Annotated in this window: 15 protein-coding genes; 9 read left to right on the forward strand and 6 right to left on the reverse strand. The window is 40.4% G+C overall.

Annotation, left to right across the window (positions count from 1 at the left end):
* Positions 1 to 2: 2 nt before the first annotated feature.
* From G7B18_RS14545 to G7B18_RS14555, 3 genes are read right to left on the reverse strand one after another with little or no spacing between them, the layout of a single operon-like run.
* Positions 3 to 692: a fasciclin domain-containing protein gene (locus tag G7B18_RS14545; RefSeq protein WP_164123271.1), complete on the reverse strand. Its 690-nt coding sequence runs from the start codon at positions 690 to 692 to the stop codon at positions 3 to 5.
* A 4-nt stretch (positions 693 to 696) separates the two neighbouring features.
* Positions 697 to 2,163: a RagB/SusD family nutrient uptake outer membrane protein gene (locus tag G7B18_RS14550; protein ID WP_164111109.1), complete on the reverse strand. Its 1,467-nt coding sequence runs from the start codon at positions 2,161 to 2,163 to the stop codon at positions 697 to 699.
* Between the two features lie 12 nt (positions 2,164 to 2,175).
* The gene (locus G7B18_RS14555) at positions 2,176 to 5,328 is read right to left on the reverse strand and encodes a SusC/RagA family TonB-linked outer membrane protein (protein WP_164123272.1); all 3,153 of its coding nucleotides are present in this window, start codon (positions 5,326 to 5,328) and stop codon (positions 2,176 to 2,178) included.
* A 504-nt stretch (positions 5,329 to 5,832) separates the two neighbouring features.
* On the opposite strand from G7B18_RS14555, the gene G7B18_RS14560 reads away from it, so the two are divergent.
* Together G7B18_RS14560 and hpt are read left to right on the forward strand one after the other, a co-directional pair.
* Positions 5,833 to 7,878, forward strand: a complete 2,046-nt coding sequence (locus tag G7B18_RS14560; protein ID WP_164111114.1) for a transglycosylase domain-containing protein — start codon at positions 5,833 to 5,835, stop codon at positions 7,876 to 7,878.
* Between the two features lie 6 nt (positions 7,879 to 7,884).
* Complete coding sequence (hpt, locus tag G7B18_RS14565) at positions 7,885 to 8,430, forward strand: hypoxanthine phosphoribosyltransferase (protein WP_164111116.1); 546 nt, start codon at positions 7,885 to 7,887, stop codon at positions 8,428 to 8,430.
* Here the strand turns inward: hpt and G7B18_RS14570 are convergent.
* On the reverse strand, positions 8,427 to 8,993 hold the full coding sequence (locus G7B18_RS14570) for a DNA-3-methyladenine glycosylase I (protein WP_164123274.1): 567 nt from the start codon (positions 8,991 to 8,993) through the stop codon (positions 8,427 to 8,429). The genes hpt and G7B18_RS14570 overlap by 4 nt on opposite strands.
* Before the next feature lie 46 nt (positions 8,994 to 9,039).
* On the opposite strand from G7B18_RS14570, the gene G7B18_RS14575 reads away from it, so the two are divergent.
* From G7B18_RS14575 to G7B18_RS14605, 7 genes are all read left to right on the forward strand, one after another.
* Positions 9,040 to 10,026, forward strand: a complete 987-nt coding sequence (locus G7B18_RS14575; protein WP_164111119.1) for a DUF4271 domain-containing protein — start codon at positions 9,040 to 9,042, stop codon at positions 10,024 to 10,026.
* An 11-nt stretch (positions 10,027 to 10,037) separates the two neighbouring features.
* Positions 10,038 to 10,805 (forward strand): uroporphyrinogen-III synthase, encoded by a 768-nt coding sequence (locus G7B18_RS14580; RefSeq protein ID WP_164111121.1) that lies wholly within the window; start codon positions 10,038 to 10,040, stop codon positions 10,803 to 10,805.
* A gap of 331 nt (positions 10,806 to 11,136) precedes the next feature.
* A complete protein-coding gene (locus G7B18_RS14585; protein ID WP_240452867.1) occupies positions 11,137 to 12,393 on the forward strand; it encodes an SUMF1/EgtB/PvdO family nonheme iron enzyme in 1,257 nt (418 codons plus the stop codon).
* Positions 12,394 to 12,442: 49 nt separating this feature from the next.
* On the forward strand, positions 12,443 to 13,084 hold the full coding sequence (gene gldL, locus G7B18_RS14590) for a gliding motility protein GldL (RefSeq protein ID WP_164111126.1): 642 nt from the start codon (positions 12,443 to 12,445) through the stop codon (positions 13,082 to 13,084).
* 43 nt (positions 13,085 to 13,127) lie between these two features.
* A complete protein-coding gene (gene gldM / locus G7B18_RS14595; protein WP_164111128.1) occupies positions 13,128 to 14,651 on the forward strand; it encodes a gliding motility protein GldM in 1,524 nt (507 codons plus the stop codon).
* 19 nt (positions 14,652 to 14,670) lie between these two features.
* A complete protein-coding gene (gene gldN / locus G7B18_RS14600; RefSeq protein WP_164123284.1) occupies positions 14,671 to 15,723 on the forward strand; it encodes a gliding motility protein GldN in 1,053 nt (350 codons plus the stop codon).
* Positions 15,724 to 15,877: 154 nt separating this feature from the next.
* Positions 15,878 to 16,750, forward strand: coding sequence for a cupin-like domain-containing protein (locus G7B18_RS14605; protein ID WP_164123286.1), 873 nt, complete (start codon positions 15,878 to 15,880; stop codon positions 16,748 to 16,750).
* Between the two features lie 22 nt (positions 16,751 to 16,772).
* On the opposite strand, the gene G7B18_RS14610 is transcribed toward G7B18_RS14605, so the two are convergent.
* Positions 16,773 to 19,658, reverse strand: coding sequence for a PD-(D/E)XK nuclease family protein (locus tag G7B18_RS14610; protein WP_164111134.1), 2,886 nt, complete (start codon positions 19,656 to 19,658; stop codon positions 16,773 to 16,775).
* 48 nt (positions 19,659 to 19,706) lie between these two features.
* A complete protein-coding gene (locus G7B18_RS14615; RefSeq protein WP_164123288.1) occupies positions 19,707 to 23,069 on the reverse strand; it encodes a UvrD-helicase domain-containing protein in 3,363 nt (1,120 codons plus the stop codon).
* Positions 23,070 to 23,109 lie beyond the last annotated feature (40 nt).

The raw sequence follows: 23,109 nt of genomic DNA on the forward strand, positions 1-23,109 counted from the left end.
GACTATCTGAAATAAAATAAAGTGTGTGAATTAGATAAGACATGTAGTGTTCCTGTATTGGTCTGGGCATTTGAAGTCTGGACCAAAGTTCGTATGCCGACTGGATAAGAAATATTGTCTACCTCAAATCCTGGACTTAATGATTGGTAAAGGTATGTGTAGTACACTACTCTAGGTATTACAGAAGAATTTTTGTTATAGCCTAAATTTTCATCAAATGTTTCTTCATACGACGCTACCACCTCTTTGTTCTTAAGGTTTTTGTAAATTTTTCCTTCAGCAGTTAAAGCTCGATTTGGTAGGTTTTCTTTTACAAAGTAGATGTCCAAAGAGTCTGCAAATCGGGGAAGCTCATATTTTATGATAGAATCTACCGTCCATTTTTTGAATGGATCTATCTTTTGTAGGGCTAAAGTCCTTAACTCTACATAGCTCTTTATAGCAAAATCTGTAGGAGCAAAGAAGGTCACACCTTGTTGATTGATTTTATCTTTTATACCTGCTTTATCCACAAGTAAGAGTAACGTATCAAAGAGTCCATATTTATTGCTTTTGAGATAATCGTACGTAGTCATATTGATATTGGGGTTATGTAAGTCTCCCCCTACACGGTATTCATCTTTTTTGCAAGACGGCGAAAGTAGTATTGCAGAGATGAACAATATGAAATATATAATATTAGATGTCTTCATAATCTTAATGATTTTTCCACCAAGGGTTTTGCGTTAATAATTCGTTTTGTGGGAGTAGGTCTCTCATATTAAGGGGCCAGTAATAGCCTTGATTTGCAATGCGATCTGTTGTGTATATGCCAGAGAATTCATCAATTTTGTCGAACAGTTGCATGCGAATTAAATCAAACTGTGTTGAGCCTTCTCCTATAAGTTCCCTTCTTCTTTCCTTAAAAATTTCTATAAGCAATGCTTCTCCACTGGCTTGTATGTTGCTGATACCAGCTCTTGTTCGTATAAGGTTTAAGTCTTCTAGGGCGAGTTGCGGCTTACTGTTTTTATAATATGCCTCTGCGCGTAGTAAATGGATATCTGCTAAGCGTAGTAATACCAAATTATTATCCGCAGCATAGTAATCATCACCCGGATTTCTAGGTGTATAGGTTACCACACGGTCGTATTTTCTTAAATACACGGTTTGGCTATTACTTCCTGCTCTAGAAATCGAATCGTACCGAGCCCCTCTTTCTTCATCTGTGAAAAGCTCATTTAATACATCTGCATCAAACGTCCAAGCAGATTTAGGAGATTTACCTTTTACGATTGGATCGGCAAGGAAAGCATTATAAAATCCCTGTGAGTATTCATTTCCACTAGTGTTGTACAGGGTGTTTATCTCAAAAATCGATTCCTTCGAGTTGCCTTGCCAGATTTTCCGGTAGTCCTTCATTTCTTCCAGAGCGAAAGAGGAATTAATGACGTCTGTGGCTAGCTTTTCAGCGTTAGGGTAATCATGTTTCCAGGCGTATATATGTGCCAAGAGCGCTTGTGCTGCACCTTTAGATGCTCTCGCTTTACTGCCTCCGATCCCTAAATGTTCGATACCAAAAGTAAGGTCATCTATACAAAACTTAAGTGTTTCATCTTGTGTGCTCCGGGCCACAGGAGGAATGTTTTGAGGATCTTTGTACGATTCCTTAATTAATAAGACATCGCCCCATACTCGCTGCATGTAAAAATTAGTATAAGCTCTTACAAATCGGGCTTCAGCTATTAGTGAGTTCTTTTCAGACTCTCCGCCTTCAAAGTTTTGAGTAGGGATTTCGGGGGTTTTCTCAATAATTAGATTACACTGGTTTACTACTTCGTAAAATCGGGTCCAATTCCATAAACTTCCTTCGAGATAAGGGGCGTAGCTAAATTTGAAGTTACCTGATTTTGATAAATCTTTATAGTTCCAATAATCATTTCCCGTCACAAAGTTGCCGGCTGCGAGATCTCCAAATATGAAGAATGAGCGGCTATCTCTCAATGAATTTCTGAGCATCGAATAAGCACCAGCGGTGGCTTTGGATATATTTCTAGCGTCTGTCCAGAACACTTCGTCGTAAGTGCTGTTCTCTGGAGTTAGGTCTAAGTATTTTTTACAGGACCCTAAACTCGATAATAAGAGTGCACAGCAAATAAATGTTTTTATATGTCTTAATTTCATGGCGATATGCTTTTAAAAGTTTACTTCTAAACCGATCGTATATTTTCGTGGTAATGGATAGGCTCCGCCTGAATACTCGCCTTGAGGTGAGATAAGTTCGGCGTCAGGTACGCTTGCCGATTGGAATGTAACAACATTGTCGAGCATACCATAAACTCGTACCTTGTTAAGGCCTATTCCTATTTTTCGTGTAATATTTTCCGGTAATAAATAGCCAAGCGTAACGGTTTTTATCTTGAAATAATCACCATTTTCATTCCACATGGTGCTAAATGGTAAGAATTGATAAAAATATCCTCCTGGTTGGATAGACGGGAAGTTTGCTTGATAGTTAGGGTCTTTAGCCTTTTCGGGAGTCCAATAATCCACTCCTTCTAAATCAGGAAGACGGTTGTTTGTGAATTTGTATACATTTCCTCCAATGCTGTTGAATTGGTTGGCTTTTAGGTTGTTGATGATATCTCTTCCAAACGTGAAAGTTCCTAAAATTCCCAAAGTAAAGTTTTTATAGATGAATTCGTTATAGAGTCCTCCTGTAAATTTGGGATTAGGATTTCCTGTAGGTACTAAGTCTCCATCGGCTGCTCCTTTATCCTCATCACTCCATACGTCCCAATCGCCGTTTACATCAGCCCAGTTTGGATAACCAGGGAGAACTGGATTGTATGTCTTAAAGTAAGTCAGTTTATTGCCTGTTATCGGATTTACAGGGATATCTTCCAATCGATTGTAGACTCCTTGATACAACATCTGTGCCCATTGATAGATTGGGCTACCTACCCGGTATAATAGCGCTTGATTATAACCACGAGAGTCAGCATAGAAACTCTTATCTCCGTATGGAAGCGATCCTATTCTGTTCTTGTTATAGGTCAGGTTAAAGTTTGTGTTCCATTGAAAGGCCTTTCCTGGACTGAGGTTTTTAGTGGAAATAGTCAAATCAAATCCTTCATTGTAGATACTCATAGGTACATTGTAGGAAAGTTTGGTGTATCCTGTATAAAAAGGAAACGGGAAGGCCATTATCGGATCTTGTGTTATCTTTCTGTATGTGTCGAAAACTACAGTGACACGATTATTAAACATGTTTAAATCGAATCCGATATTCGTTTGCGCGGATTTGTTCCAGGTAAGATTTGTCAATGTCAACGGTTTGCTAAAAGAAGGAGTAGCAATACTTTCGCCGTTGTACGTTGTCGTGGAAAGATCCCAGACATTGAAAGGTGCATAGAAATCACTAGGCAGTACACCGGATTTTCCCCAGCTACCTCTTATCTTGAAAAAGTTTATGAAATCCATATTCTTTAAGAAAGCTTCGTCAGAAACTACCCAACCCAAAGATACCGCTGGAAAATAGCCCCATTTTGTGTTTTTTCCAAATCGAGAGGAAGCATCGGCACGCCATGAAGCATTAAATAGATATTTGGATTTATAATCATAAGAAAACTGACCCATATAAGATAATAATCCCGAATGCCTTCTGTTGCTCGAGCTGTATAAGTCTTTTTGAGCAACACCTTGAATGACATGGATATCGTCTGTGGCTAGGTTGTATCCTGTTAATTCCAAGGATTTGAAGTCATCGTATTGAAAAGATTGCATACCGGTTAAAGTAACTGTATGCTGTTCGTTAAACCTCTTTACGTAGTTCAATACATTCGCTAAATTATACGTAAATGCATCATTTTTATTTGAAGAGGCAAAGTTAACTCCTCCATTTAGCACTCTCGGTTGAAATTGATCTCGACGATCCATATTTGCCTGGACAGACCCTTCGAATGAGTATTGTAATCCTTTGGTAATGTCAAAGTATGTTTTTGAGAATAAATTTAGAACATCTGTCTTGTTGTCATCTAATAGTTTGTCATATTGACCATAGTAAAAGTCGTAATCAACATCGGAAAGAGGAACAAAAGAAGAAGGCATACCAGCTTGATTAACTGGAACAACTTCGTCAACACCGCGTCCCAAGCCTCGTTTTCTGTCCATTCTGCTGACAGAAAGCATAAGATCGCTATGAACGAAAGAAGCTAGATTAAATCCGAAGTTACCACGTAAGGAATACCGCTTGAAACCTGTGTTGCGAACTATTCCGTCCTCATTATAATATCCGAGAGATAATCGATAGTTAACAATATCTGACCCTCCAGATATACTCCCATCGATGTTGTCAATGTTTCCTGACTTGTAGAAAAGATCCTGCCAATCTGTTGCATTATTGTAGCTGTCGTTTAGACTATCCGTTAAAGGTTGTGTAAATCCTGCTCCAATATTGGAAGAGGTAGCATATTGAGAGAGTATGTCTAACTTCTGTCTACGTTCTGTAGCACCGAGCAATGTTCTTTGAAGTGTCGGCCGCTCTGTAACCCCTTTGTAGTAAGAGAATCGAACTTGAGGTTTTGCTGCTTTCCCAGATTTTGTCTTAATTATGATAACTCCGTTGGCCCCTCGAGAGCCCCATACAGCGGTTGCAGCAGCATCCTTTTGTACAACGATGCTTTCAATATCGTTGATATTAATCCCTGCTATGTAGTTTGTTCCAGTGGCAGTAGATGTTGCTAAGTCGGTAACAGAAAGAGGCATGCCATCAATAATGTATAATGGAGAACTCATTGTATTAGCAAGATCGACTTCGGCATTTAAGTCCGGCGAAATGGTGGAGTTACCTCTAACGGTAAATGTGTTTCTTGCACCAGGTTCACCGGTGAAATTTTGAATGTTTACACCAGATACTCGTCCTTGTAATAAGCTTTCAAAACTTGGAGCCGCGAGGTTTTCTATCTGCTCTCCGGAAATAACTTGTACGGCACTGGTTGTTTTCTTTACGGACTGCTTTTGATAACCTACAATTACAACTTCATCCAACGAAGAGTCATCGGTTTCTAAAACAACTGACACAGGATGTTCCCCTTTGTAGGAGATTTCTTGTTTTTTGAAGCCAATCCCTGAAAAAATTAGTGTGCCCGAGTTTCTTTGACTTTTCAGGCTAAAAGACCCATCCGGAGAAGTGGAGGTTTGGATAGTGCTTCCTTTTTCTTTAACGGTTATTCCGACAAGGGGGGTGCCCTCTCTGTTTTTGACAGACCCCGTTAGGACAATATTCTGACCGAAAAGAAAGGAAGTGCAAAATAGCAGTACTGCTAAGGTTAGTATACTTCTTTTCATAATTGTGTAATTTTAGTTTTACAATTTAGTAACAAATATGTGGTAATAACAAGGCGTCTATTGGCTGTTATAGCCTTTTTTTGAATTATTTTATTTGTTTTTACCATACTCAAACGTTTGCGTGATTTTAATGCAAACGTTTGAGTTATTTCGTTCAAATTAATTGGTGTAACATTGTTGTTGCGTTTAGGCTGGATTTTTACTTAAAATTATTAATAAAGTGTGGTTGGTTGGTATAAAAAATGAACCAAGAAGTTGGGGTTAAATTGGACTTTCGCTTGGCTATCCTTGCCGTTGTATTATTGGTTTAGTATCACTGAGGATGATAAGAATTTTATTCGTGTAGATTTGGTTTTTGAAAATGCGGTGTTGGTAAAGATACGTTCGAGGCATGAACGATATCTGTAGGTTGTTTTTGTGAATTTTGTGAAACTTTTTCTCGCCAAGTTTCGGGAATTCCGAGCATTTTATCTAAGTTTATCATCGAATTAGGTAACGTCAGATATGAAGGTTTCAACGTCACGGAAAAGGTGGGGTATAATAGTGTTAAGCGCGTTCGTTGTTTTGATCGGAGCAGCATTTGCTTTTGCGATGTCAAAGCGCGAAGGTTATCTTAAAGCTGCGGTCGAAAAGGTACAGACAAAATTGAAGAACGACCAACAGATCGATTTTACGGTGGACAAATATCGTTTTGACGGGATGACAACCGTGGTCTTTGACGGCGTGACGATTGTACCGATGGGACGGGATACATTAGCCTCGATGGATCACCTCGGTGTACGGATCCGGGTATGGCCCTTATTATTTGGAGAAGTGAAAATAGGTCAGTTTGATCTCGATAGAGGAAAGATTTCTTTTGTGAAGCGTGATACGGTAAGTAATTATGATTTTCTCTTCCGAAAAAAGGCAAAGGACTCTACGACTATAGAAGAGCCAAATGAGCGTAATTTTGCCGAGTGGGCACAACGTCTGGCCAAACAGGTGTTTTCTAAAGTCCCTGATAATATGCGGATGAATGATTTTGAAATCTCTTATCGGGATAGTTTACTGCATCAACGTATTCGAGTCCCTCAAGCTATTATAGATGATGGCGATTTCGAGACCAGTCTTTTTTTGAATGATCATGATGCAGAGTGGCGACTGAAAGGTTATGTAAATGGCGATGACCAGAAATTAAAGGTAGAAGTGTCTTCTAGGGAGAAGAATACGGAATTACCTTTCATAAGGGGCAAATACGGTCTGGGCATCAGTTTTGATAAGTTGGTATTTGACTTGGCCGGAATTAAGAAAGTGGAAAAGGACTTGTTACATGTGACGGGTGGTGTAGAATATGAGAACTTGGTCGTGAAGCATAGGCGCCTATCGGACGAGCCGATTGTATTGCCACATGGTATTGCCGAAGGTGGCCTAGCTATTGCTAATGATTATATTGCACTGACGGATAAATCAAAAGTTACGGTAAAAGAATTTTCTGTAGCTCCTAAAGCTAAGTTGATACTCAAGCCAACAAAGAAAATAGAGCTATCCGTGCATACAGGCCCTTTTACGGCACAGAATTTTTTTGACGCTATTCCCCAAGGATTATTTGAGAGCTTAGAAGGGGTCGAGGTCGCCGGGCAGGTAGACTATAGTCTGGATTTTTCGGTAGAGCTCGATAATCCGGATAAAATTATGTTTAGGTCGACCATCGATGATACGGACCTTAAAGTCCTACAATGGGGAAAGGCCAAAATAGATTCGCTTAATTTTCCGTTTGAATATGATGCTTACGATGATACCACATTGGTAAGGCATATCGTGGTAGGGCCTGCTAATCCTAATTTTACGCCTCTGGCGGAGATACCCTATGTGTTGAAGACCACGGTTCGCAATACGGAAGACCCTTTCTTCTATAAACACAATGGATTTGAAGAGGAAGCTTTTAAGCTGTCCATCCGGACCAATATTAAAGAACGAAAGTTCAAAAGAGGGGCAAGTACGTTATCGATGCAGCTGGTGAAGAATGTATTTTTGAATCGGAAGAAGACGATGACACGCAAGTTTGAAGAGATATTGCTGGTGTGGTTGATGGAGGCATCGGGACAGGTAAGCAAGGATCGGCTTTTTGAAGTGTATCTGAATGTGATCGAATGGGGCAAAGATGTATACGGTATAGCTGAAGCTTCGCAATATTATTTTAAAAAGAGACCGCAGGATCTGAATTTAGGAGAAAGTTTGTTCCTGTCTAGTATTATTCCTCGTCCTAAAACTGGGTTGTCTTCTTTTGATTATACGGGACACCTGAGACCTTGGGTGCAACGTCACTTTAATACCTATGGCTATATCATGACTAAGGTCGGGGATCTGAAGGGTGTAGATGTACCACCCAGTTACGGGTTTTATGAAGTGTTGTTACAACCGGGGCTGCGGGCAGCAGCTCCACTGGTACAGGATACGGTATCGCGTGACGTTATAGATGAACACGAGCTGTTTATGGAAGAAATGGAAAGAGAGGAAGTTGAAAAAAAACATATCCTTGAAAAGTTAATGGGTAAAGAACAAAAGAATTAAATAGAGATGCGTACGATTGAGATTGATAGTTATAGTTTTGAACCTTTTATTGAATATGAGCAGATTAAGAAGCGGATTCGCCTGATCGGAATAGATATCAATGTGCAGTATGCCGACAAACATCCGGTATTCATCGGTGTGTTGAACGGCTGTTTTATGTTTATGGCTGATTTGATGAAGCAGGTGCATATCCCCTGTGAGATGTCTTTTGTGAAGTTGGCCTCCTATTCAGGGACGTCGCACGGAGATATAAATGAATTGATCGGCGTAGGGATGGATCTTACAGGACGTCATATCGTCATTGTTGAGGATGTAGTCGATTCGGGTAATTCGTTAAAACATACCATGGAAGCTTTGGAGCGACTTGACGTAGCGAGTATATCGGTCTGCACCCTGTTGTTAAAACCGTCTTGTTTACAACATGATTTTGATAATATCATGTATGTAGGATTCGAGATCGACAAGGAGTTTGTGGTTGGATACGGCCTAGACTACAATGGTCAATGTCGAAACCTCCCTGATATCTACAAGGAGGTGTCAAGCACGGATTAATTTTTAAAATGACAACTATCTAGATGGTCATTCACCATACCGACTGCTTGCATAAAGGCATAGCAAATAGTGCTCCCAAAGAATTTAACCCCTCTTTTCTTAAGGTCCTTTGAAATGGCATCGGACTCAGAGGTATTGGTAGGAGCATCTTTTAGCGAGATCAGTTTATTTTTGATAGGTGCCTGGTTGGGCATAAAGGAGTACAGATAGTTATAGAAAGAACCGTACTCTTGTTGTATCGTAAGAAAAATCTGTGCATTGGTTACTGTGGCTGCGATCTTGCCACGATGACGGATTACTGCGGGATCCTGAACGATCATGTCGATTTGTTCAGGGGTGAATTGAGCTACTTCTGTGGGGTCGAAATCTGCTAACAGTCTACGGTAGCCTTCACGCTTACGAAGGACGGTAATCCAACTTAGGCCCGCTTGTGCTGACTCTAACACGAGGAATTCGAATAGGGTGCGATCGTCTGTGACGGTTTTCCCCCACTCCTCATCGTGATATTTTACATATAGTGGGTCATCGCCGCACCATGGGCATCGAATGATTGTGTTACTCATAGATTCGTTTAGTTTTTATAGACAAAAATCCTACCTTTGGGCATACATGAAAACAAAGAATAGGCTGTCGCAAATTAGGAAAAAAGTTGAATATCTGCTTTTGTTATTTATAGCGGTTTTTTCTTTTGTGTCGGTTGATGCCCAAGTTGTCCCCTCTGTTGGTGTGTTGGATAGTACAGCGCGCGCTGAGCAAGATTCTTTATTGCATGCGCGTATGAAGAAGGATTCTTTGGCTCGGATATATGTTTTTGTCGACCCCAATAGACCAAATCAACGGCTTGATAGCCTGCGTCAAAAACTGGTGGTTACCGATAATGATTTCGTTTCTTGGATGGAGTTTACAAATAGTTTGGTCAAGGATAAGCATATGGCTACGATGACTCCATCGCAAAAGACCGACCGACCATTATGGATTATAGGGGTATTAATACTTTTGTTTTCGGGTATCGGTGTGGTGCGACTCTTTTTCTATTCTACCTTTCACAATATTATTAACGGGTTCTTCAACGATAGGATATTGGGGCAGATTAGCAAAGAAGATAATGTGATGACCTCATGGCCGTATATTTTCTTATACATCATCTTTAGCTTTTCATTGGGGCTGTTCATCCTTATTTTTCAGGTGGCTTATAATCCCATGGGGGATGTTAGTGTTAGTAATTTTTTGAAGTTATCGGCTTTGGTGGGAGTTTTGTTTGTTGCCAAGATCTTATTTATAAGGATTATCGCAGTTGTTTTTGAGGTAGAACGATTGGTCAGGGAGTATATAGCTGTTTTATATTTGGTGTACTTCAATAGTATGTTAATCTTAATGCCGCTGCTACTTTTCGTTACCTTTTTTTCAACTTCCTACTTTAAGATTATATTAATTTTCTTTCTGATTGTTGTGTCTATCTTGTTCTTATACCGCTTTTTACGAACTGCGATTGGTTTGGTGGGAAATCTAAAGTTTTCAATGTTTTATTTAATTCTGTATCTTTGCAGCTTAGAAATTGCACCAATTTTAATATTAGTGAAAGCACTAAACAGTTAAAGAAACAATTTATGCAGATCGATGTTGCGAGAGCAAAAAAAGTAAAAAGTGTGTTGGTTACCTTACCAAAACCTGAGAATGATAAGTCACCTTATTTTACATTAGCGGAAAAGTATAACTTGAAATTGGATTTTCGTGGTTTTATCCATGTAGAGGGGGTTCCCGCTCGTGAGATAAGAAAAGACCGTATCAATTTCTCCGAATTTTCAGCTGTTATTTTTACAAGTAAGAATGCTGTAGACCATTTCTTTCGCGTATGTGAAGAGATGCGGTTTGAAGTTTCGGCCGAGTTGAAATACTTTTGTATTTCCGAAGCTATTGCATTGTATTTGCAGAAATATATTCAGTACCGAAAACGCAAGATTTTCTTTGGAAAACAGACCGCCAAGGATTTGGAGGAAGTGTTGAAAAAGCACAGTAAAGAGAAGTTCTTGTTCCCTTGCTCGGATGTAGCAAATGAGGAAACCCAAAAATGGTTGCAAGACAATGGCTACGACTTTACACCTGCGGTTTTATTCCGGACAGTGATAAGCGATATTACGGACTTGAAAGATGTATTTTATGACATCATCGTGTTTTTTAGCCCTTCAAGTGTACAATCATTGTATGAGAATTTTCCGGATTTCGTGCAGAATAGTACGCGTATTGCTGCTTTTGGAGCGAGCACACAGCAGGCCTTGTTAGAAAAAGGATTGTTGTTGGATATCCCTGCTCCTACACCAAGCGCACCGAGTATGACGATGGCGGTAGAACAATATATCAAACAAGTCAATAAGTAAAAGTTGCGTGCCTTGCACGCAACTTTTACTTCATATAGGAGTGTTAGTTGCAGGGGAAGAGTCGTGTTAAAAGATGTTAAAAAGGGGTTCGCTTTAACTTTTTTTTACTTTTTTTTGAGAATTCTTGTTCGAATAACATAATTAACACCTATTTTTAGATGCTTCTTTTGCCAAAAACCGGCGTTAGAAGCAGTTTTTTAGGAGCGTATCTTTCTCAACTGAATCATGGGAGATTGGATGAGGTTGATATCGAGGCTTTAAGAGTTTTTTAGCTTAGATTATTTAGTTTATGGATTTTAGTCGGTACAGATTGTCTTATGGTTTGCTATGTATGCTGATTGCTATAACAGCAATTGGTTGCAAAGGCCCCAGTAATTCAGGTGAGCTAGTAGGCGTACGATTGGATAAATTGAAGGCGAGTAAGACACCGCACGGTATGGTGTTAATTCCCGGCGGTACTTTTATCATGGGACAATCGGACGAAGATATCGGTTTTTCGCAGACGGCTCAAAATCGTCAGGTAACTATCGCTCCGTTTTATATGGACGACACAGAGATTTCAAATAGTGAGTATCGTCAGTTTGTCAACTGGGTTAGAGATTCTATCTTAATTCATAATTTTTTGGGCGATGATTCTTATTTTGTACAAGGTGAAGGTGGTGGTGGCGAACGCTATATTGATTGGGATAAGGTAAATAAGCAATCTCCATGGAGAGCGAAAGAGCAGGAAAAGCGGGAGCGATTGAACAGTATGTTTTATCAAGGTGAAGATCGTGTGTTTGGACGCAATGAGCTAGACGTACGTCTATTGAAATATCACTTTGAATGGTACGACCTACAAGCTGCGGTTCGCGGTAAGAATGATCCTTCAAAAAGACGTTCGGATTTCATTATGCGTGATACGATGCTTATCTATCCGGATACTACGGTATGGTTAGCTGATTTTAGTTACGCGGCTAACGAGCCAATGGTAAACGGCTATTTTTCACATCCTTCGTTTGATGATTATCCTGTAGTGGGAGTGACTTGGCGTCAAGCACAGGCGTTTAACTCTTGGAGAACGCAGTTATTCAATAATCAAGCTGCTAAAAATAGAGTTCAACCGCGATTTGATTACCAACTCCCTTCTGAGGCAGAGTGGGAATATGCTGCAAGAGGAGGTAAGGTGGGAATGCAATATCCTTGGGGAGGGCCTACAGCCCGTAACGCTCGTGGTTGTTTAATGGCGAATTTTAAACCAGGAAGAGGTAATTATATTGACGATGGAGTCGCTTATACGGCGCCTGTATATTCGTATTGGCCAAATGATTTCGGTCTGTATAATATGGCAGGTAACGTCGCGGAGTGGACACAGTCAAGTTACAATGAATCGGCATATTCTTTCGTACATGACATGAACCCAACGTACACGTATAATGCTAAAGCTTCCGACCTGGAGACAATGAAGCGTAAAGTGATCCGTGGTGGGTCATGGAAAGATGTAGGTTTTTTCCTGCAGAACGGAACAAGACAGTATGAGTATCAAGATACATCGAAATCATACATCGGCTTTAGATCTGTTACAAAGTATGCGGGAGTAGCATATTAAAAGGAGTTTTAAGAAATTAGTAACGAATTATATTATTAGCATTAGTCAAATGGCACGCAAAAAGAAGTTTGGTTTCGGAATCAATACATTTATCAACTGGGGAGCAACAGTCGTAATTATCGGCTTGATGTTTAAAATTCTTCACTTTAAAGGCGGTGAATGGATGATAGGTATTGGTCTTGCGGTAGAAGCATTATTATTCTTCATCATGGGGTTTATGTCAGCAGAGAAAGAAGTAGACTGGACAAGAGTGTATCCCGAGCTGGATGAAGACTTCAATGGCGAACTTCCGAAGCGAAGTGCTACAGTAGCAGTTGCCCAGCCTACAGCAATTGGAAATACAGCTGCATTGGATAAATTATTGCAGGATGCTAAAATTGATGAAAACTTAATTGGTAATTTGGGGGATGGCCTGCGTACGTTTAGTGATAAAGTGTCTGCTATTTCTAAAGTCGCCGATACGGCTGTCGCGACTAACCAGTTTGCAGACAAATTGAATGCAGCTTCAACCGGAGCGTCTCAGCTTAGCCATGCCTTTGAGCGTGCAGCAGCAGACTTGCAGACGTTTAACGAAGCGTCTGGAGATATGCAACAATTTAAAGAGCAGGTAAGTACATTTAATAAGAATCTGACATCGTTAAATGCTATTTATGGCAATATGTTGTCGGCAATGAATGCAAATCGTTCCTAAGTGTCACTTAAATTAAATGGGGATTTAAGGAAAATTAAAGATTATGGCAGGACATAAGGAGACACCTAGACAACGGATGATCGGCATCCTATACTTAGTGCTATTAGGTTTAGTGGCGCTGAATGTATCGGATTCTATTTTGGATGCATTCCGAAATCTAGGTAATAGTTTAAATACATCTACACAGAATACACAGACCGGTATTGATAATATGTTTTTGGCTTTTCGCGAGACAAAAATGAAAGAGAACCCAGAACGTGCTCAACCGTTATTAACAAAAGCTGAAGAGGCACAAAAATTGATAGCTCAGTTGACTGCTAAGCTGACGGAATATAACCAAACTCTTTCTTCACAGGGAGGAGGAATGGACGAAGAGACAGGTGATGTAAAATTTCGCAGTAGTACAGATATTTCGTATCGTGTGATGATTAATGAAGGAAGAGGAAAGCAGCTTCGGGATTTAATCAATAGTACGTCAGATAAATTGAAGAAGCTGACAAATAACGAGGTGAGTTTTGCGTTGTCGGCAGAAGATCCGGCACCCAGAGGTGGGATTAAGAGAAGCTGGGAGGACGTGAATTTTGGTAGTGGTATTCCATTGACAGCAGCCATTACGGCATTAGATAAAATAAATGCCGATGCTAAAAATGCAGAGTCGGCAGTAGTGAAACATATCTTTGGTAAGATGGACCAAGCAGTTGTTAACTTGGATAAGTTTGCTGCTGTAGCGGTAGCACCTACTTCTTATCTTATTGCAGGCCAGCCTTATACCGCGAAAGTGTTTTTGACGGCTTATGACTCGAAATCAAGCCCACAGATATCGGTAAATGGTTCGTCCATTCCCGTTGTCGATGGACAAGGTACGTATTCATTAACTCCGGGTGTAGGTACGCACACTTGGCGTGGATCTATCCGTGTACAGCAGACGGATGGTACGGTGAAAACTTACGAGACAGAACCGATGACATTTCAGGTTTCTAAGCCTTCGGCTGTGGTTTCGCCTGACGCGATGAACGTATTGTATATTGGAGTAGACAACCCTATATCAATATCTGCCCCAGGAGTACCTGTTGAAAGTTTAAAAGTTTCGGGTTCTGGCGTAAATTTAACTGCAAAAGGAGATGCTAAATATATTGCAAGGGTTTCGTCTCCTGGTGATGTTTCTTTGAATGTGACCGCGACAGTAGACGGTAAGACACAGAATCTAGGGACATCGAAGTTTCGTGTGAAACGTATTCCAAAACCAACGGCACGGGTAGGAGGCAAGACTGGAGGGCGTATTTCGGCGGCCCAATTGAGAGGGCAGACGGTTGTATCAGCGGCGTTGGATAATTTTGATTTTGATGCTAAATTTAGAGTAACTAAGTTTAGCATGTATATAGCTATACCTCGGGTAGATCCAATCGGCCCGTACTCATCTGGTGGCAATGATTTCAGTGCGCAGATGAAGTCGGGATTGAGCGGTATAAAATCAGGCTCTGTAGTAATGATTTACGATATAGTTGGTGTTGGGCCGGATGGTATGGCACAAAACTTGGAGCCAATTACTTTCCAAGTGACAAATTAGTAGCATAATAAGTACTATTATGAAGAAGATAGTTTTATCGATAGCCTGTATAGGTATAGCTTTTGCCGGTTTGGCGCAAGACTCTAACCTATCGAATAGCACAAAGCCTGTTCGCAGCAAGTCGGATCAACCGCCTATCGATGGGTATTATAAAAATACGGATATCGAAAACCGAAAGGTAATTGATTATGCACCAATCCGACAGACGGATGTGTTCTATCGGAAGCGTGTGTGGAGAGAGCTTGATCTTCGGGAGAAGATGAATCAGATCTTTGCATCACCTAAAGCGCGTCTGATGGACATTATCGTCAAAGCAATCCAAGCAGGAGAGCTGACAGCATATGATCCTACGCCGACGGCTGATAACCCTACGGGTGATAATTTTGAACTCATGCAGATCTTACCTATAGATCAGGTAATGGCTCGTTTGGGTGGAGATAGTGTATTGGTAGAGCAGTTTAACGAAAACAACGAGGTTATTAGCTCTAAGTACGAGAATCGTGCGTTTAGCGGCGAAAATGTGCTGAAATTTCGGATTAAGGAAGATTGGATCTTTGATAAACAGCGATCGGTCTTTGAACCCCGTATCGTAGGTATTGCGCCGCTTATTACACCGCAGGTTCCCGGTATGGAAAATGCCGTACAGCAGGGAGCTGTAAAAAATGCAGCAGATAGCTCTGACCCGTTTGATCCATTTGCCGTGAAGCCAGAAGGTGCGGTTAATAATACTGCTAACGAAAACTCGACTACTCCAGAAAATGTTCCGGCATTGCCGGCTACAGATCCATTTGGACCGGTAGTGGATGCTACACCGGCATTTTGGATCTATTTTCCAGAGGCACGACATGTATTCGTGAATAAGGAAGCAATGAATAGACATAATGCCGCTACAGGGTTGAGTTATGATGATATTTTTATCAAACGCCTGTTTTCCAGTTATATAGTAAAACAGGACAATCCGGAGGATATGCGTATTAAAGATTACATACAAGACGATATTGAGCGATTGTTTGAATCTGAGCGTATTAAAAAAGTAATCATGGATTGGGAGCAAGACCTGTGGTCTTATTAATAAAATAATCACTATTTCTACACCTTGATGCTTAGATTGTTTCTAAATAAAGACGGGAAAAATCAATGATGGCATTAAAAGTGTGGAAATATTTTTTTTAAAAATATCCGTTTTTGTTACTTTATAGTATAGAAGGAAATAAACTAGAAATCTTGTGAAACTACAACCTGTCGATAAAATATCGGGAATCGCTCCAAAGGATTTTGTGAGAGATTACCTCAATAAGGGACAACCTGTAATCATTAAGGACTTTATAAGCAAAGATAGTGCATGCTGGTCTAAATGGAGCTATGACTATTTCAAAGAAGTAGCTGGAAGCGAAAAGATAAATGTTTATGGTAAAGAGGAGGAAAGTCAAAACTATGCGGCAAGTCCTCCGGTGGGTAAAATGACGTTTGCGGAGTACCTAGATAAAATCAGTGCAGAACCGACGGAGCTTCGTCTTTTTTTATTCAACCTTTTGAAAATCAGGCCTGAATTAAAAAAGGATGTCGTTTATAACGATGTGACTGGGGGGAAGGTAATACAAGGTCTACCTTATATGTTTTTTGGAGGTGAAGGATCTGCAACGCGAAATCACTTTGATATCGATATGTCGCACGTGTTCATCTCTCAGTTTCAGGGATATAAGCGGATTTGGTTGTTCCCCAATGATCAATCGGATTTAATGTACAAATTGCCTTATAATTTTCATAGTATTGCCAATTTGAAGCACAGCAGTACCGACGATTATCCGGCTTTGAGATTGTTGGACGGTTACGAAGCGGTGATCGGTCCGGGCGAAACCTGTTATATGCCAGCAGGCTGGTGGCATTATATTCAGTATGAGACAGAAGGTTATTCTATATCCGTTCGTGCACTAGCGAATTCCTTAGGAGAGAAATTAAAGGGTGCGCGAAATCTATTTATAACACGCCACTTTGACGATACTATGCGTAAAATATTTAAGGATAAGTGGTTGGATTATAAAGTACAGATCGCTACACGTCGGGCTGAGCGAGCGATGAAGCGCCTCAAGATGAATTAATAGATGGAAAGCGAGTTCGTTGTTAGAGCTCGCTTTCTTCGTTTATACGGACTGCATTCCGATAGAAAAGTGTATAGGGATCTGAGGGGTATATATGTGCATCTGGATTGTGTCGGAACGGAACATTTGGATTAAAGATCTCTTCCAGTGTCATTCTTAAGAAATCTACAAAATTTGCCTTTTGTTCGGCCAAAAAATCCCCTTCCATTAATGTGCCATAACTGCCGTAAAACAAGGTGCCTTCGTCACGCATCTTACGTGCTACATATAAATGGGGTTCCAATCCTCGGTGACCAGTGACCTGCTCAAATACATGCGTATAGAAAAGTGTCTGCACTAAGGCTTTGTTTTCCGTATTAGCAGACAATACCTTTTCCATGCTGGAGAATTTGACAGCATCTGCTCCTGTTTTGTAATCGACGATACGTGTTTTGACCTCTCCTAAATCTGTAACTACCTGGTCGACACGGTCAATAATTCCAAACAATGCTACTGCCTCAGGCCGATCGTTAATGCTAATCTCGAAATCGATCGTATAGTCTTGATCATTTTCTAATTCAACAATACGGAAAGATTGATAATGGTCTATATCGTATTGCAGGTACATCTTGACGTATTCACACCCTATCTTGTGCATGATCGTTTGGAGGCTATTGAGTTCCTCCACAGATTTGAAGGTGCTGTGGTATTGATTTCCAATTTCCTTTAAGACCAAGGATTCAATAGTCCCTATTTTCTCTTTTAATTCGTTGGTAGACGTAAATGCCGCTATACCTTTGTAGGGAAAGAGGATTTTCTCCATCACTTCGTGAATCACAGTGCCAAGACGGTTCATTTCAAATTCCTGTGATATAGCAGGTGGTTCTTTTATTTCGGCTACATGTTTTAAGAAGAACTGCAGCGGTGAAGCCAGATAGGTGGTCAGAGCGGTAGCTGATATTCGACGTTTGTTTCGTACGAAAGTGTTGTACATCTTGTCCCATATAGCCTCCGTTTTTGGGATGATTAGTTCTGGTGAAGCGGAAGGAAACTGAATGTTCTGTTGCTGCTGGTGCTTCGCAAATTGAAACTGACTTTCAAACTCCAATTGGCGGATAAAACGGCTTTCCTCCCCGGAGCTGCTCTCATCGACTATGCTATTGTAAAAAATGCGGATATTTTCACTATACTGAAAATGCCTGTAGAAGAGGTATGCGGTCAAGGCGTCCTGATTTTCTAAAATAGGCAGTCCATAAGCCCGGCGTAAATTGTTTGGTAGAAATGTTACACCGGCTGATGTTTTTGGTAAAATACCCTCATTTGCACCAAGAATATAAACATGGTCGAAGTTAAGACAACGGCTTTCCAATAATCCCATGATCTGTAATCCATCTAATGGATCTCCTTCTATAGCAGAATTGATCGTAACGATGGCTTTTCGGATCAGACCTATCTGGAAGACAATGCTCAGCTGTGGTATTTTTGAAAATCCCAGATGTAATTGATGGAGCACTTTTTTTGTCTCTATTAAGAGGTTGGCATCGATTTGTTTAATCTGGCTATCTAGCGCTAAGGAAAGCAGTAGGTTGTCTAAGATATGGATGAGCGTAGGGATAACATCCTTTGGTTGGTTTAATGGCCTGAAAAAATGGGGGAGTGAGCTGCTGCTTATTTGTATGTCTTCTAATCCGATCTCAAATAGTTGTTTTTCCGTCACAAATTCCTGACAGGATTTTTTTTCCTGTGCTGAAATCCTAGTCATAGGGTTGTTGAGAAAGCTCTCTAGATATTGGTAGGGTATCTTGTTCTTTTTGAGATGCGAAATATCTTCATGGACGTCCATCCAAAGACTTAGTACACCGAATATTGGCGATTGTGTCAAGGGAAACCCAGTTGTAATATTTACTTTTATATCGGGAAGACTTTGCAGTAGAGGGACTAATAGTGTTTCGTCCGCTAATAGTATAGCAGCGCTCTTGCCTTCCAGATCTTGCTCTAAGAGGATCTGATGAAGCAGCTTTGTCTGGCTTACTTTTCCCGTCGAAGCATAAAGATGGACGGCGTCTTTTCGGTTTCCAATAGAATTGCCGCTATCTTTGATAGCGTTTATTAACCCCGTTTGAAAAATATTACGGCGAATAAATAATCCGGCTTCCTGTTGCGTGTCCTCTAGATAATAAGTGTCTGTATCAAAGTAGAATAATGCACGATCTTCTTCTTGCCAACGTTTGAATAGTTGCGCTTCTGCATTGTTCAAAGCATTGAATCCTACAAATAGAATCTTTTTATACGAAGCTAAGAAATCAGGATTGTCCGTAGTCCGCTCTACAAGATTGCGATAAATTGTAGGAAAATTGCTCTGTTTCAGAGACTGTAGCTTGGTTTTGAAATTCTTATAAAGTACAGGTAGTCGTTTCCAAAGTTTTAAGAAACGTTGCTGCACTCCGGTATGGCCTGCCATATTGAAAGATTGCCAAAACTGCCGGATAAAGTTTTGTTGTTCGGTTGTTAGGTGTTGAAATTCGATATCAATACGACTGGTGTCGTATAATTCCATGAAAATATGATCAATATTGACCAGATCGTAGTCCAATTGACTAAAGTCACTTAAGATGATTTCTGCAATGGGATAAAATTCTTCCAGTGATTCAGGTGTCAATCCTTCTTGCTCTAGAAGTTCGTTGTGCAACTCAAAGAGGTAGAAAAATTGTGTCAGTTGACTAACTTGTTCAGCGTTGGACGAAAGCGCAAAGAATTCCTGAATAGTAAAGAACTGAGGGGACCAGATCGCTTGCCTGTAAGTGTCTGCGAGATGTTTCTTCAGGTAGGTAATGGGACGCTTATTGTTAAAAACAATAGCTATTTCAGAAAGGTCATTACCGAAACGCTTCTGAATATCTTCGGCGACTATTTTTAAAAATGGAACCATGTTTATAGTATTGAGATATAAGATATGAGTATTGAGATATTACTTTACCTACTTGACTTCGAGGAGCTCATTTATTTTGGCATAATACAAATAGCCCTTGACTTGTTTGTAACCTAGATTTTGAAGTGCTTTCATATACTGGTCTACTTGTGTTTTATGCTCGATATAGTTGTCACTGGTGAATTTGAAGTCCAATACGATGGTTTCTTCGGTATTGGTAAAAACTTTATCGGGTCTTAAGGTTCTTCCATCGGAAGTAATTATAGCTGATTCATTCCAAATTTTATGGTTGCCGATGAGCCAAGGGTGGATTTGGGGATGATGCCAGATCTGGTGGATTTCCTTTTCTAAAATTTCCTTGTTTTCAAGAGCAAGCACACCTTCATCTATGTATCGTGCTATAATGCGGGCTATATCACTTTCTTTAGAGGCTTCCGCCATTATCTCGTGTGCTAGTATGCCATATTGCGAGGCTTTTTCCATCATGAGGATGGTATTGATGGTCCTTCGGCTTGATTTGCTTAATGCTGTTTCCAGTGCTTTGGAGATGGGGTAGCTTTTTAAAGCAATGGAAGAAGCTGTATCGCTAACAGGAATAGACTCGGTGGTTTTTGTAATAATCTGGTCTATTTTTATGCGACCTTCTTGCAGTTGAAATGGAGCACCGTTATATTCCAGCACTTGGTACAACACATCTGAGATCAGTTCATTTTTAATGTCTAACCCGGTAATCGCACCAGTCTTTTTATCTACCACTTCTTTAAAGCCTGGAGCTGTAATATAGAGATGTTCGACGGCGCGTGTGGTAGCTACGTAAAGGGTGTTGAGCGCATCCATGTAGTTAAATAACATTTCTTCATAGTACTGCTTGTAAAAAATTGAACGACCGATATTACTGTTGTATTTGATCGGTATTTTACCCAGTTGTGCAAAGGGAGAGTTTTCGGTATTGATCCAAAAGTCGCCATTGAGCATACCATCAATTCCCCAAGCACAGAAAGGGATCATGACGACATCATAAGCTAGTCCTTTGGACTTATGTATTGTGGTCACTTCAATAGCATTGATTTTGCCACTGGATGGGAGGACTACTCTGTTGCCATCCTCTTCCCAAAAATCAAGGAATTGCGTGATTCCTCTTTCTCCACTGGACGTAAAGTTGCCCACTACATCCTTAAAAGTAAGGATATACGGTAGGTGTATATTGTTCTCGGAAGTGAAACCATAGATCTCTATAAGCTTCTCTACCAGGTGGATGAGGGGGAGTTTTTGCCATGCCCCCCAGTTTGTGAGGAGTTGTTCTGGCAGTATTCCGTCCAACGATTGAATGTCATTAGCCTTGAACTGCAGCCATACTGTAGAATCAAAGGCTTGTCCGGTCTGGATTAACTGATATAGATAGGCTATACGGGCATGATGAATGATATGCAGATCTGAGTTATGGACAAATGCTTTTAGTGTTTCTGTCAGCAAGATTACGGCGTCATTTGATGCTAAAGCTAGCGCATCTCCTGAAATAACATCAAAAGACAGCTCGTGTACATTCTTGTATTCCATTAATTTCTGGATGACGAGCATGGCCTGTGCATTGCTTCGAACTAATATGCCAATTTGTTTGGCCTTATATCTTTTTGAGGTAATCCATTCGCCTATCTTTTGACAGAGATTATCCGTCGCTTGCTCTAATACCTGATTGGCCCTGAATCGGCCATCGTTGACGGGGAGATAATCAATCTCGATAGAGCCTTGTTCTGCGGGGGTGTTACTTTTTTGTTCAGGAATGAGCTGACTGCTGTTTTCATAGGCTCGAATGAGCATGCTGTCATTCTGTTCATTACGCCACCAACGTAGCCCTTCGTCAGAGAGTTCGTCGGAGATTTTGTCATTCAGTACCTGCTGTAGATGTCTTGGAATTTGTTCGTACACATAGTTGTTGAACCGAATGATATTAGGAAGACTTCTGTAATTGGTATCTAGTATACCATTCTCGATAAAAGTTTTCTTTGTTATTTCGGATAGATGAAATGAGTTGCTGACTTGATCTTCTACTTGCTGCAATAGGATCCGCCAATCGCCGTTACGCCAGCGGTAAATACTTTGTTTGACATCTCCGACAATAAGGTGTTCATGTTGCTTTCCTTCCGTATTACCAAGTGCATTCAATAATAGCGGACTATAGTTTTTCCATTGAATCCGGGAAGTGTCCTGAAACTCATCAAACAGGAAGTAATTGTAGCGATTACCTATTTTTTCCCAAATAAAGGTAGGATCGTTGTTGTTGTCAAGCCCCAGCTTGTTTAATAGAATCTGTGAATCTGAAATCAACTGCGCAGCATTTTCTTTGCGCCAGATGCTTAAAAGGTCAGACATTTCTTTTAGCAGTCGGAGGTAATATAAGTTGCCTTGAACGGCCTGATAAGCGATGTATATAGGTGTCAGGTTTTGGAGTTCTATAAACTGTTGTAATACAGGTTGAAATGCGTGTATGTAATCGTGCTGTACGTTTTTATTTACATCCGTAAATGCTTCTTCATTGTCAATAAGTGCTATAAATCGTTCCATGACTTTGTCGAGGTCTGATAAGGAGAGCTTATGGACACGAGGGGATACCTTGTACGCTGAGACCAATTTGTTGCGGGATTTGCCCTTCATGTTATCCGCTTGGATCTGCAATGTTCGATAGGTATCTTGAAAAGATGTTATCGTGTGGCTGACAGCATCTAGATAGGATTGGGTCTTGTCTATGACCTCTGTGTTAAGCAGATTGAATACCCGGTTGGTATCTGCCGATACCAGAGCACCATCGAACTCCTGAAAATTTTCGGAAAAAATTAAACCCGCTAACTGTGCAAGTTGATTTCTGTAATTCCAATTCTCGTTATTACTGATTTTTTTTTCTGCATAACCAATAATCCAATCCAATAGATCTGGTCGTTCATCTAATAACTGATTGAGCATGATGGTTAGATCGGCCTTCACCTTATTGGTGTTCATTTCGATCTTATAACCCGCATCAAGGTTCAATTCGTAAGTAAACGACCGGATTACCTTCTGAGAGAATCCATCAATCGTACTGATGGTAAAGTGGCTATAGTCGTGTAAGATTTTTCGATATACACGGTGTGCTTTTTGTTGAAGTGAGGCTGCGTTCCAGCTTGGATTCTGTTCAATTAACAAATCTCTGAAACTTTTTATTTTTCCGCTGTTATCACCGATTGCCAAACCTTGTAACACAGAGAGAATACGTTCTTTCATCTCTGCCGTAGCTTTATTGGTAAAGGTAACGGCTAAAATCTCACGATAGCTGTTTTCATTGACCAGTAATAGGGATAGGTAATGGAGGGTGAGACTGAAAGTCTTACCAGAACCGGCAGATGCTTTAAGAATTCGGAGAGGAGCGACATTGTTCATCCTACAAAGTAAAAATTAAAAATGGGAAATTCAAAAGAGA

It is taken from the genome of Sphingobacterium sp. xlx-130, assembly GCF_011007405.1.
GTDB classification, from domain to species: domain Bacteria; phylum Bacteroidota; class Bacteroidia; order Sphingobacteriales; family Sphingobacteriaceae; genus Sphingobacterium; species Sphingobacterium luzhongxinii.

Coding starts and splice junctions, on each gene's coding strand:
- G7B18_RS14545 (WP_164123271.1), bottom strand. CDS start 692: ATGAAGACATCTAATATTATATATTTCATATTGTTCATCTCTGCAATA.
- G7B18_RS14550 (WP_164111109.1), bottom strand. CDS start 2,163: ATGAAATTAAGACATATAAAAACATTTATTTGCTGTGCACTCTTATTA.
- G7B18_RS14555 (WP_164123272.1), bottom strand. CDS start 5,328: ATGAAAAGAAGTATACTAACCTTAGCAGTACTGCTATTTTGCACTTCC.
- G7B18_RS14560 (WP_164111114.1), top strand. CDS start 5,833: ATGAAGGTTTCAACGTCACGGAAAAGGTGGGGTATAATAGTGTTAAGC.
- hpt (WP_164111116.1), top strand. CDS start 7,885: ATGCGTACGATTGAGATTGATAGTTATAGTTTTGAACCTTTTATTGAA.
- G7B18_RS14570 (WP_164123274.1), bottom strand. CDS start 8,993: ATGAGTAACACAATCATTCGATGCCCATGGTGCGGCGATGACCCACTA.
- G7B18_RS14575 (WP_164111119.1), top strand. CDS start 9,040: ATGAAAACAAAGAATAGGCTGTCGCAAATTAGGAAAAAAGTTGAATAT.
- G7B18_RS14580 (WP_164111121.1), top strand. CDS start 10,038: ATGCAGATCGATGTTGCGAGAGCAAAAAAAGTAAAAAGTGTGTTGGTT.
- G7B18_RS14585 (WP_240452867.1), top strand. CDS start 11,137: ATGCTGATTGCTATAACAGCAATTGGTTGCAAAGGCCCCAGTAATTCA.
- gldL (WP_164111126.1), top strand. CDS start 12,443: ATGGCACGCAAAAAGAAGTTTGGTTTCGGAATCAATACATTTATCAAC.
- gldM (WP_164111128.1), top strand. CDS start 13,128: ATGGCAGGACATAAGGAGACACCTAGACAACGGATGATCGGCATCCTA.
- gldN (WP_164123284.1), top strand. CDS start 14,671: ATGAAGAAGATAGTTTTATCGATAGCCTGTATAGGTATAGCTTTTGCC.
- G7B18_RS14610 (WP_164111134.1), bottom strand. CDS start 19,658: ATGGTTCCATTTTTAAAAATAGTCGCCGAAGATATTCAGAAGCGTTTC.
- G7B18_RS14615 (WP_164123288.1), bottom strand. CDS start 23,069: ATGAACAATGTCGCTCCTCTCCGAATTCTTAAAGCATCTGCCGGTTCT.